Raw genomic sequence first — 12,632 nt, 5'->3', positions numbered from 1 at the left:
TTTAAAAATCGACCTTTACTTTAGTCTCCACTTTTAATTTAATCTGCCCTCCGATAAGAAGGGGTCTGTTATCTTTAATATGCCCATTGGGAAAGCCAAAAACAACAGGAAAGTCATATTTTGCAATCCTTTCTGAGATCAGGGTATAAGCAAACTCGTCAAAACTTTCCTCATAATTTTTATTGTCTTTTTCGTCTCCCATATTGGTCATTCCACCTACGATAAGTCCTTTAATTTTGGTAAAAACACCGGCCAGCTCCAGACTCATAATCATCCGGTCCAGTGCATAAAAGTTTTCTCCGATATCTTCGATAAATAGGATTTTATCTTTGAAATCAAAAGAGTATTTAGTTCCCAGAAGAGCATAGATAAGGGCCAAATTTCCTCCTACCAATTCTCCTTCAGTCTTACCTTTCTTATTCAACAGATGCGATTCCAGGCTGTATTTTGGCTTTTTGCCCTGCAGAATATCAAAAATCAAATCATAGCTTTCATCCGTTACACCAAAGCTGGAAGTCTTGATCGTCTGCCCATGAACAGATACAAATCCTTTTTTCAGCAGATAACTTTGTATAACCGTATTATCAGAATACCCGATATACCATTTCGGATGTTCCGTAAAACCTTTCAGCTTAAGATGCTGGATCAGATGCTGACAGCCATAGCCGCCCCGTGAAGCCCATATTGCTCCGATTTCTTTATCATTTAAAGCCCAGTTGATATCTTTTATTCTTTCCTGTTCCGTTCCGGCATAGTTGTAACCGTTTGAAAATTTTGTATAAAGATGTTTCCCCAGAACGGGTTCAAATCCTCTGTTTTTAATCATTTCTATTCCCTTTTCCAGTTGTGTAGGATCTACAGCTCCGGCAGGTGAAATAACGGCTATTTTAGCCCCTTTTTTAAGGGAAGATGGAAAGATACTTTTTTTCATTTTGCTTTTTGGTATTTAATTTCTTTCTTTTCGGCTTCTTCCAGTCGTCTGTCAAACTGATTAAACTTTTTAAAACTCTGTAAAAAGATAAAGAAACTGAAAATAATAAGAATTACGCCAACCACTCTTCTGATCTGATTCGCCAGTTTCTGGGTAAGTTTATCATGAAATTGCTTGGCAAGAAATATTTTAGCAAGGTCTATAGAAAGGTAAGTAGCCAGTACTATGCTAATGTATAAAATAAAACTGCTGGTGTCCGGATATTGATTCCTTACGGAAATTACCGTTACCAGCCAGAAAAGGATGACTCCAACATTTAAAAGATTAAAGAAAAAACCATTAAAAAAAGTTTTAATATAGTTCTGGCCAATGATCTTTTCTTCGCCGGGCATATGCATTTTGGTTTTTGTTACCAGCATCACAATCCCGTAAATAAAAATAAGAATGGAAGTGATCCTGTAAAACCCGGGATGTTTGTCAATTAATGTGACGATATCAGAGCTGGCATAATAAGCCGCTACAATGCACAATAAATCTGCACTGATTACCCCAAGATCCAACGATAGAGCATGTTTCGGTCCTCTGGAAAAGCTGGTTTCAATTAACAGGAAAAATATGGGCCCAATAAAAACCAGACTCAGCATGAATCCTAATATGATGGCAGATAGTACAAGTTCTAGCATTTAATATGATTTAAAATGAAAGATTTTCCATTTCGTTTTATACAAAGTTATACTTTATGATTTAATTATTCAATAAAGATGTTATATATCAACCGGATTTAACCGGAGATTCCAGATAAGTTTTTTAAGAATAGAAGCAGGAACCGGGAGAGACATGAGGTAAAATAAAAAGAGGCCGCTCCGCACGGGCAACCTCTTTATTTAGAATATGATTGTTTTTATGATTAATCAACCACCTTAAAGTCCAGTTGTTTTTGAATCAGATTAGCTTTTACCACTTTAATCTGTACAACATCTCCCAGCTGATACTTTTTCCCGTGTCTTGTTCCGTATACCGCATGCGTTTTCGCATCAAACATATAGGAATCATCTACCAGATCTCTAAGTTTGATCAGACCTTCGGCACCGTTTTCAGGAATTTCAACCCAGAATCCGAATTCTGCCACTCCGGAAATAACACCACTGAAAGTTTCTCCCAGATGTTTTTCCATGAATTTAACCTGCATATACTTGATGGAGTCTCTTTCTGCATCAGCTGCTAATCTTTCCATGGAACTGCAGTGTTTTGCTTTTTCCTCAAGTTCAGGTTTATTAGGCGATTTTCCTCCGTCAAGATAATGCTGAAGAAGACGATGGGCAATCAAATCCGGATAACGACGGATAGGAGAGGTGAAGTGGCTGTAATAAGCGAAACCAAGACCATAGTGTCCGATAGGTTCTGTAGAATACACCGCTTTACTCATACTTCTCATCGCAAGTGTTTCAATCATATTTTCTTCTCCTTTGCCTTTCACATCATGAAGAAGTTTATTCAATGATTCTGCCACTTTTTTGGTATTGGCCAGATTCATGGTATATCCGAAAGTTGAGACAAAATCTCTCAATGCTTCAAGTTTCGCAGGATCCGGATCATCGTGAACCCTGTAAATAAATGTATTGTTGGTGATCTCACCTTTTCTTGTCAGGGATACAAATTCAGATACTTTTTTATTAGCTAAGAGCATGAATTCCTCAATCAGGTGATTGGAATCTTTACTTATTTTAAAGTATACCCCGATTGGCTCATTATTTTCATCCAGATTGAACCTTACTTCACTTCTGTCAAAAGTAATGGCTCCTTTTCTGATACGGTCGTTACGTAAAATTTTAGCCAGTCTGTCCAGAACATTGATTTCTTCGGCTAAATCTCCTTCACCTGTTTCAATACGTTCCTGAGCTTCCTCATAAGTAAATCTTCTGTCTGAGTGAATCACTGTTCTTCCGAACCATTGCTTCTGAATTTCTGCCTGATCATTCAGTTCGAAAACTGCTGAGAACGTATATTTATCTTCGTTCGGACGAAGAGAACAAACATCATTACTCAATACTTCCGGTAACATCGGAACCACACGGTCTACCAGATATACGGAAGTTGCTCTCTGATAAGCTTCATCATCAAGAATAGTTCCCGGAACTACATAATGGGATACATCGGCAATATGAACTCCGATTTCCCAGTTTCCGTTTTCCAATTTTCTTATTGATAATGCATCATCAAAATCTTTCGCATCCTTAGGGTCTATCGTAAACGTACAGATTGTACGCATATCCCATCGTTTTGCCACTTCTTCATCTGTAATTCTTCTGTCAATTTTATCTGCATCGAGTTCTACTTCCTGTGGAAACTCATAAGGCAAACCATATTCAGCAAGAATAGAGTGGATTTCCGTTTCGTGTTCACCCGGAGCACCCAGTACCTGAATAATTTCCCCTTCAGGGTTTTTATCACCCGGTTTCCATTCTGTCATTTTTACAATGACCTTATCACCATCCTCTGCATTATTGAACTTGCTTTTTGGGATAAAAATATCTGTATTGATTGATTTTTTATCACAAACTACAAACCCGAAATCCTTGTGGGCAACCTTTTGAAAAGTTCCTACAAACTCCGTTCTTGTTCTTTCCAAAACCTCCAAAACGGAGCCTTCCAGTTTCTTTCCTTTATAATGATAAGTTATAATAAGAACCTTATCTCCCTGTAGTGCATCCTTCACATTTTTCGCATGGATGAAGATATCATCCTCCATTCCTTCAACATTGACATAGGCATTACCACTTTGATTAAAATCGATAATTCCCGAGAGTGTTCCGGCAATTTTCAGATTCACGATGTATTTACCTTTTTCCACTTCTTTGATCTTTTCAGAACCCTGAAGTTTATGAAGCGCCTGGATTACGAGCTCTCTTTGTCTCGGATTTTTATAATCAATTCCGTCAGCGATCTGCTTATAATTATAAATTTTTGATGAATTTGCATTCATAAAACGGAGAATCAGTCTCCCGATTTCCATCATTTTTAAATCATTTTTATGACTTATATATTTTCTTTTTTTTGGCATTTTAATTTTTTTAATTGTTATATTCCGAACCCGAAATCTCTTCAATTTTTGAATTCTTACATCTAAAATAAAAATCCTTTTCATTGAGAGAAACGGCTACTTTATTATTTTCAACGAATAAAAATAAAGTTATTCCATCACTGTCCGAAATTATTTTTTCATTAGAATCTGATATTTCCGCAAATCTTCCTTTTGCATTATAAACCGTTCCATATTTTGTTACTAATTTAGGTACCCCTTTAAGGTTTCCTATACTCTTGTTACTCTCGTAATCATAAATACGAGGTCTTCCTATGGGAAGAATTATTTTATTAGGAAAAAGATTGGCAAACTTTTTAAAGTTTCTCTCATCCCAGAATGATTGAAATATCAATCGCTGTACCAAGTTCACATCAGAATAATCAGTCCTGTCCAGCCCGCATCCCGCTTGATATATTCTATAAATAGAAAGATAAAGCACTTTCTTATTCAGATTCTTTGTATCTATTTTTTTGAAAATATAATCTGCTAATGCATGATAATTAATATTTTTATTATTAGCTAAAAAATCATTTTCTATTTTTTGCAGCTCTTCTGCCGTGTAGCTTTTTGAGCTGGGAATTGCTTTACAGCCTTTATTTTTCGGATCTCCGGGTATAGTAGGACATGCATCATCCTTGTCCAGAACCCCATCACCATCTGTATCCGGCCACGGGCAGCCATTATTTTCTTCGGGTCCTTCTACAGTAGGGCATGCATCATATTTATCAATCACTCCATCATTATCTGTATCTGCCCATGGACATCCATTATTATCTTCCGGCCCGGATACCTCAGGACACTGGTCAAGATAAAACAGAACCCCGTCCGTATCCTTATCGGAAAGACAGATCTTTCTACTGAATTCTTTCCTGCATTTATTAAAGGTATTACGATCTTTAATCTCCTGACCATGGAAACAACCTAACATAAAAAATAATACCGCAGATAATTTTATTTTCATCAAACCTTAATGTTTAATTTAACTTTATTATTCTAAATCCACTTTATAACGGAAGCTTTAGTTGTTTATAAATTTAATACTATTTGGAGAAGAAAAGAGAAAACCTTCTATAAAAATATCTTTAAAATATTATAAAGGCTCAGGAGAAGTATAGGGTGTAATTTCTATTGAACACTGCAAATGTACGAATAAAAATTAATAAGGCTTGTAAACCGATTTACAAGCCTTATTCTATTTAGCAAACTGCAATTTTGTCAACTCTGTTCTGGTGTCTTCCACCTTCAAAATCTGTTGAAAGAAATTTATCTACAATTTCCAACGCCAATTCTTTTGATATAAATCTTGCAGGCATTGAAATCATATTAGCATCATTATGTAGTCTTGCCAGGGTTGCAATCTCCGGCATCCAGCAAAGTGCGCATCTTATTTTCTGATGCTTGTTCGCAGTGATCTGAACACCGTTTCCGCTTCCGCAGATCAAAATTCCCAGCTCATTTTCTCCGTTTTCCACAGAGGTCGCAGCCGGGTGTACAAAGTCCGGATAATCCACACTGTTTGTGGAAAACGTGCCAAAATCCTGAACTTCAAAATGTTCCGAGAGGTAGTTTTTAACAATCTCCTTATATTCATAGCCTGCATGGTCCGCTGCGATAGCAATTTTTCTTTTCATAATACTCTTATTAAGCTTTATTAGATTCTATTTCCTTACAAAGTTAAGAATAATAACAATTAGTGTTAGTAAACCGGGAATTAATTGTGAAAAGGTATGTTAGTAAGTGTGGAAAACTTTTCTCAACTTTCTATTTTTAAAGATGAATTTATTTCGTAATAGAAAACCTGTCCGAAAATTTTAACCACAACTTTCCAAATGTTTTCTTCAACAAATCCAAAGTTTTTCCATAATGAAATAACTAATAATCGATTGTTTTTAAAATTATCCACAATTGTGGATAAGCATGTGAATCAGCAGGTTTACAAGAGGTTAGAATGTGGATTAAATATGAGTTTGATAAAAGCTATTTGTGGTGAACTTTTACCTGAAAACTTATCCCCGAAACTAACAATACTCAACAACAACTACATTATTCTTTTTTTTAGAAGAGAAAAAATTGTTGATTAATGGGTGATTGGGGATGAGGAAAGTTTTTGAAAACTTTTATTTGAATGAATCTGTTGAAAAAGTTTAAAACCTTACATTTGTGAAACGAAAATTCAACGATATTTATGAAAACAATCAATGATTTCAATTTTAGAGATAAGAAGGCTCTTGTAAGGGTGGACTTCAATGTTCCGCAGGATGATCAACTCAACGTGACGGACAATACAAGAATTGTGGCTGTAAAACCTACAGTTGAAAAAATTCTTAACGATGGCGGTTCGGTGATTTTAATGACCCATCTGGGAAGACCAAAGGGAGAAGTTAAAGATGAGTTTTCGCTGAAACATATTCTGAATGAAGTTTCCGCTGTACTTGGAAAAGAAGTGAAGTTTGTTGATGAGTGTATCGGGGAGAAAGCTGAAAAGGCTGCTTCCGAATTACAGCCCGGTGAGATCTTATTGTTGGAAAATGTACGTTTTCATAATGAAGAGGAAAAAGGAGATGAAGGTTTTGCTGAGCAGTTATCCAGACTTGGGGATGCTTATGTAAATGATGCATTCGGAACAGCGCACAGAGCTCATGCATCTACAGCAGTTATCGCTAAATTCTTTCCTTCAACTAAATATTTCGGTTTACTGATGGCTAAGGAGCTTCAGGCCATTGATAAAGTACTGAAGAGTGGTGAAAGACCTATTACTGCAATCCTTGGTGGATCGAAAGTTTCAACTAAGATTACTATCATAGAAAATATTCTTCCGGCAATCGATAATCTGATTATTGGTGGTGGAATGGCATTCACATTTATTAAAGCTTTAGGAGGTAAGATCGGAACTTCACTGGTAGAAGAAGATAAACTTCCGCTTGCTTTGGAAATCCTTGGAAAAGCAAAAGAACATAAAGTAAAAGTATACCTTCCTTCTGATGTTATTATTGCAGAAAGCTTCAGCAATGAAACGGAAAGAAAAGAAGCTGATATCTATGCAATTCCTGAAGGATGGATGGGACTGGATGCCGGGCATAAATCAAGAGATCAGTTTAACGATGTCTTGTTAAATTCAAGAACAATTCTTTGGAACGGTCCGATCGGTGTTTTTGAAATGTCTCATTTTGCCGGCGGAACAGTTGCTTTGGGTGATAGTATTGCTGAAGCAACAAGACTGGGTGCTTTCTCATTAGTAGGAGGTGGAGACAGTGTTGCTTTTGTTAAGCAGTTCGGTTACGCTGATAAGGTAAGTTATGTATCTACCGGTGGAGGAGCAATGCTTGAAAGTCTTGAAGGGCTTGAGCTTCCGGGAGTAGCTGCAATCAATAATTAAGAAAAAAAAATTCATATTTTCTGAGCCTGCTAATTATTTTAGCAGGCTTTTTTATGTCTTAAATCCTCTGTAAAAACTCAGGATCAATCGTACTTTTTGAATTATATGATATAACTTCAGGTTATAGTTAAAATAAGTATTTCATCTACTGAGACTTATAGATTTACCAAGTTTTTATTAGAAATATTTAATTTTCAGATACAGATTATTCTTCTTTTGTTTCTGATATTTTTAAATTTTTGAACATCATGTTTTGTCGACAGCGGAGAATATATTGGTAATCTAAATTATAGTATTATGAGGTATACAAATGAATTTTTCGTCTTTGGAAATACCACTCCCAACGATGAATTTGTACGGCTTATCGACAGCTTTACCAAGGAGAATGTTGTTTTTCAGAAAGTGACAATATGGGCTGATGGTAATTCACTAGCTGCTAATGATCCTAAAGTTTTACAGCATGATGTTTTGGCCTCTGACGCTCTAGAAAATCTAATTGAAATTAATGCTGATATCATCCGGTCTGCAACAATAAAAGATAATACTTATGTTTACAATCAGCCAAAAGTTGAGTTTACACCAGCTGCTGGGTTTCTGGCAGATCCATCCAATAAAGCAAAAAATGTTTTATCACTTGTGAGTACTCCTGTTCCTAGTATCAGTGGAGGTACTTCTGTTTTGATTAATCCGGTGCTTTCTGACAGCCATAAAAGAGGGGAGCGATGTATACGATTCAGCCTACTTATCCTTTTCCGGAACTTTTCTTTAATGCTCTTTGGAGCAGGTGGTACGGCAGCGGTTAAATTTAAAGTTGATGATATTACTCCAGGTTTATTTTCAGGAAATTCTGACCTTGTAAGTAATCTTATTATTGATCTATAAAGAAAAGGACCGGAATTTTTTCGGTCTTTTTTATATTTATCATGATTGATATATGATGCTATAACGTATTGGTAATTAGTAATTAATCTTATTTAATTATAGATATTTTCTTTTTATTTTTTGCAATTTTAGAGGTGTTTTTAAGTTGGTTCTTTTTTTGTTTTGTTAATGGTGTTCATGGCTATGTAAGTTATTGAATTTTAACATTTAAAGTCTTTTTTTTATTTTTATTTTTGAAATTTTAAGTTCATGTTTTCTTATAGATTTTTTTTTGTCAATTTTTTATTTGCTTAAAAAGCTGAAATATTTTTAAAATTCCGGAATCGGGTTTTCGTGTGAAATTATTTCAAGCTTATTATTTTTGGATCAGATCAAATTTTCTTTGTTTTTAATTTAAAATTCTTTATTCAGCTGGAATTTTTTATTCGGACTGATTTTTATTAAATGCATGAAAAAATGACATTCAGAAATACCTGTAAAATCTATTTTCTAGATGTTTTAGAGTATTAATACCTTTTTTATTAATTGACGTGAAAATAAGTGTATTTATGTGCGATTTAGGTTTTCAGCCCGTTTTTTTTGATTTTTTTTATTCGTATTGTCTTTTTGATATGTCCGGTTGCTGATAGAAGAAAATTTCGAAGAACTAATTTCAGGTATCTGAATTTTTTTATTCATCAAAAGACAGGGTAGGGGAGTGCTCTCGAAAAACTGAGGTTTGATTTTTTTCTTATGGTATTTCAAATTTTTTTTTAAATGAAAAAAGCAGGGTTTAAATCTGAAAATTTAAATTGTATTCTGAAAATAAGAGTAAGACTACAATTGATTTTTATGAGGTTATATTTTTATTCAATTTTGAACAAATTATTCTTTTTTTAAATTCTGATGAAGCCTTTTCATAAAAAAACTCAGGATAGTTTTCCTGAGTTTTTGTTTTTTTTAACAAATATGCTGAATTTTGGACGTCAGAAACGGCTTAAAAATCGATTTTCTACTTTTTTTCGATAATATATATCAAGCTTGAAAATTCGTTCGAAAATAGGGCTTTTATGTTCGAAATCGTACCGTAAATGCTTGCCTTTAGCCAAAATAGTGGTGATTTTTTGTATTTTTCGCTCAACATCGAAATATAATATGAATCAAGAACCAAAGGTTTAATCTTTCTCATTTTCCAATTTGGTTTTTTAGAAATTAGATTTTCCATTCCGTTTTTTGAAAAATGATAGATATGTCTTGGGACGTCATAAGCTGCCCAATATTCTTTGTAATGTTTAGCATCATAAGAAGTAGGATTGGGTACGGCTATAATCAAAAGTCCTTTTTCCTTTAATTTCCTGCTGAAGATGTTAAGCATCTCATCCTGATTTTCTATATGCTCAAATACATGCCACAGCGTTATGGCATCCAGACTGTAATCATCAATGGTATTGATATCATTCAGAATATCTGCAGTTGTTATTTTTTTCTGAGCTGCTTTTCTTGCATCTGCGTCCGGTTCAAAACCGAAGGTTTCAAAATCATTTTCTATATACTTTACGAATTCGCCTGCGCCGCATCCGTAATCCAAAACTCTTGATCCTTTTTTTATTCTGTCTACTAAAATATTTTTTTTGTATTGCAGATTGAATGATTGAAGAAATTTATATAATTTTTCTTTAAGGCTTCCGGAATCCTGGTGATGGGAAATATAGTCTTCACTTTCGTAGTATTTGGAAATATTAGATGGGATAGGGGAGGTTTTGAATACTCCTTTTGTTTCGGTTTCCTTGATTTCAAATATTTCCTGTGAAAGAAAATGATCTTTTATTTTCATTGAATTCGTTGTATATAGTATTTTAAAAATTAAGATATTCATAAGTTTAATCAACTTTGAATACCTTAATTTTTATTTTATTTTTTAATGTTTCACGTGAAACATTTTTTTTAACGTCCTAAATAGACTAGTAAAACGTTGATATCTGCCGGAGAAACACCACTTATTCTTCCTGCCTGTGCAATTGTTTTCGGACGTACATTAGACATCTTCTGTTTTGCTTCTGCAGAAAGGCTTGAAAGCTTTGAATAATCGAAATCTTCAGGGATTTTAATGTTTTCAAGGCGATTAAGCTTAGCTACATTCTCTTTTTCTTTTTCAATATAGCCCTTATACTTAATATTGATCTCCGCCTGTTCTCTTACCTCTTCATTGTACTGAGAAGAGAATTCTTTAATAGCTTCAATTTCATCAAGTTTTTCCAGTGTCATATTGGGCCTTGTAAGAATTTGGGCTGCTCTGTAAGCCTGATCTACCGGACTGCTTTCAATAGATTCTAGAATAGGGTTGATGATACCTGGTTTTAAAGAAGTTTCTCGTAAAAATTCTTCAAGTGACTGACTTTCAGATAGTTTTACTTCTACTCTTCTTAATCTTTCTTCTTTTGCAAGTCCAAGATGATAAGCTTTTTCCGTTAATCGGATATCGGCATTATCCTGTCTTAAAAGAAGTCTGTATTCGGCGCGAGAAGTAAACATCCTGTAAGGTTCTTCGGTTCCTTTTGTAATCAGGTCATCAATTAGAACTCCAATATAAGCTTCATCTCTGTTAAGGATGAATTCTTCTTTTTCATGAACTTTATTGTGTGCGTTGATTCCTGCAATCAGACCTTGTCCCGCTGCTTCTTCATATCCTGTAGTCCCGTTGATTTGCCCTGCGAAATATAAATTGTCTATCAGTTTAGTTTCTAAGGTATGCTTCAGTTGGGTAGGAGGGAAGTAATCATATTCAATGGCATATCCCGGACGGAATACTTTTACATTTTCAAAACCTGGAATATGTTTCATCGCTTTAATCTGCACATCTTCCGGAAGTGATGAACTAAATCCGTTGACATATATTTCTACGGTTTTCCACCCTTCAGGTTCTACGAATAACTGATGTCTTGTTCTTTCAGCAAAACGGTTGATTTTATCTTCAATACTCGGGCAGTATCTCGGGCCTAAACTTTGAATGGTTCCATTGAACATAGGACTCCTGTCAAAACCTTCGCGCAAGATATCGTGTACCGTTTCATTAGTATATACGATATGACAGCTTAATTGTTTTGTTAGTTTCGGAGTATCCAGATAACTGAATTTTTGAGGGTGGGTATCTCCTTTTTGTTCTTCCATTTTAGAATAGTCCAGACTTCTTCCGTCTACTCTCGGTGGAGTACCGGTCTTCATTCTTCCTGCTTCGAACCCTAAAGAAACCAATTGTTCGGTAATTCCGAATGCTCTCGGTTCTCCCATTCTTCCACCGCCTAATTGTTTGTCACCAACGTGAATTAATCCGTTAAGAAAAGTACCGTTGGTTAAAACTACAGATTTTGCTTTAATTTCAATTCCCAGAGAAGTAATAACTCCTGTTACTTTATTGTTCTCTACGATCAGTTGTTTTACCATATCCTGAAAGAAATCAAGATTGGGGGTGTTTTCTAATGCAAGTCGCCATTCTTCGGCAAAAAGCATTCTGTCATTTTGGGTTCTTGGAGACCACATGGCAGGACCTTTGGAAAGATTCAACATTTTAAATTGTATTGCAGATTTGTCTGCCACAATTCCTGAATATCCTCCCATCGCATCGATTTCTCTTACGATCTGTCCTTTTGCGATTCCACCCATTGCGGGGTTGCAGCTCATCTGTCCGATGGTCTGCATATTCATTGTAACGAGTAGGGTCTTGGAACCTAAGTTAGCAGCAGCGGCTGCAGCTTCGCAACCTGCGTGTCCGGCGCCTACTACAATTACGTCATATATTTCTGAAATCATTTTTATCTCGCTTATTTAAGCTTTAAACTTTATTCTTGTCATCAATGTTTCACGTGAAACATTTTTGGAGAATGCACTCTAGGTAAATTTATATTAACACTAGAATAGAGTACTTTAGATATTGTAGTTTAAGTGATTCTTTAATTTTAAATCATTAAATCATTAAATCATGATACCTGGATAAGTACAAATCTTCCATTCTCCGCATCTCTTTTTCTTCTGCTTCTGTCTTGTCTTTGTAGCCTGCAAGGTGCAGAATTCCGTGGGCAAGGACCCTTCTTAATTCTTCTTCATAATCTCGGGAAAGGGTAGAGGCGTTATCAGAAATGCGCTGCAAAGATACGAAAATCTCCCCGCTTATTGTTTTCCCTTTTACATAATCAAAAGTGATAATATCTGTATAATAATCATGCTGTAAATAGTCCTGATTGATCTTAAGAAGATATTCATCATCACAGAAAATATAATTGATTTCTCCCTGTTTTTTTTCTTCTGAAAGAATAATATCTTCCAGCCATTTTTTGTAATCTGTACTTACTGACTCCGGTAAGTTTTCGTAAAAGAATTGTATCATT

General features: G+C 35.1%; 9 protein-coding genes and 1 pseudogene. 2 read left to right on the top strand and 8 right to left on the bottom strand.

The window, feature by feature from the left end:
* Position 1 precedes the first annotated feature (1 nt).
* The 5 genes and pseudogenes from JO178_RS12470 to rpiB all read right to left on the bottom strand — a co-directional run bounded on the left by JO178_RS12470 (position 2) and on the right by rpiB (position 5,644).
* The gene (locus tag JO178_RS12470; RefSeq protein ID WP_291936041.1) at positions 2-931 is read right to left on the bottom strand and encodes an LD-carboxypeptidase; all 930 of its coding nucleotides are present in this window, start codon (positions 929-931) and stop codon (positions 2-4) included.
* Complete coding sequence (locus JO178_RS12465) at positions 928-1,614, bottom strand: LysE family transporter (RefSeq protein WP_291936038.1); 687 nt, start codon at positions 1,612-1,614, stop codon at positions 928-930. Before JO178_RS12465 ends, JO178_RS12470 begins: the two co-directional genes overlap by 4 nt.
* A gap of 224 nt (positions 1,615-1,838) precedes the next feature.
* Complete coding sequence (gene rnr, locus JO178_RS12460; RefSeq protein ID WP_291936036.1) at positions 1,839-3,992, bottom strand: ribonuclease R; 2,154 nt, start codon at positions 3,990-3,992, stop codon at positions 1,839-1,841.
* A 607-nt stretch (positions 3,993-4,599) separates the two neighbouring features.
* Positions 4,600-4,818, bottom strand: a pseudogene (locus JO178_RS12455) (thrombospondin type 3 repeat-containing protein); the annotation flags it as partial.
* Positions 4,819-5,209: 391 nt separating this feature from the next.
* The gene (rpiB, locus tag JO178_RS12450) at positions 5,210-5,644 is read right to left on the bottom strand and encodes a ribose 5-phosphate isomerase B (protein WP_291936033.1); all 435 of its coding nucleotides are present in this window, start codon (positions 5,642-5,644) and stop codon (positions 5,210-5,212) included.
* Between the two features lie 554 nt (positions 5,645-6,198).
* On the opposite strand from rpiB, the gene JO178_RS12445 reads away from it, so the two are divergent.
* Together JO178_RS12445 and JO178_RS12440 are read left to right on the top strand one after the other, a co-directional pair.
* Positions 6,199-7,389 carry a phosphoglycerate kinase gene (locus JO178_RS12445; RefSeq protein WP_291936030.1) on the top strand — a complete coding sequence of 397 codons (1,191 nt, stop codon included), beginning with the start codon at positions 6,199-6,201 and terminating at the stop codon, positions 7,387-7,389.
* Positions 7,390-7,686: 297 nt separating this feature from the next.
* Positions 7,687-8,271, top strand: coding sequence for a hypothetical protein (locus tag JO178_RS12440; protein ID WP_291936027.1), 585 nt, complete (start codon positions 7,687-7,689; stop codon positions 8,269-8,271).
* 991 nt (positions 8,272-9,262) lie between these two features.
* On the opposite strand, the gene JO178_RS12435 is transcribed toward JO178_RS12440, so the two are convergent.
* From JO178_RS12435 to ybeY, 3 genes are all read right to left on the bottom strand, one after another.
* On the bottom strand, positions 9,263-10,084 hold the full coding sequence (locus JO178_RS12435; RefSeq protein WP_291936024.1) for a class I SAM-dependent methyltransferase: 822 nt from the start codon (positions 10,082-10,084) through the stop codon (positions 9,263-9,265).
* Between the two features lie 110 nt (positions 10,085-10,194).
* A complete protein-coding gene (gene mnmG, locus JO178_RS12430; RefSeq protein WP_291936021.1) occupies positions 10,195-12,057 on the bottom strand; it encodes a tRNA uridine-5-carboxymethylaminomethyl(34) synthesis enzyme MnmG in 1,863 nt (620 codons plus the stop codon).
* A 154-nt stretch (positions 12,058-12,211) separates the two neighbouring features.
* Positions 12,212-12,631 (bottom strand): rRNA maturation RNase YbeY, encoded by a 420-nt coding sequence (ybeY, locus tag JO178_RS12425; protein WP_291936018.1) that lies wholly within the window; start codon positions 12,629-12,631, stop codon positions 12,212-12,214.
* Position 12,632 lies beyond the last annotated feature (1 nt).

This window comes from Chryseobacterium sp., assembly GCF_019236175.1.
GTDB lineage: Bacteria > Bacteroidota > Bacteroidia > Flavobacteriales > Weeksellaceae > Chryseobacterium.
Note: the sequence above shows the minus strand (reverse complement) of the source record. Positions and strands in the feature narration are given on the sequence as shown.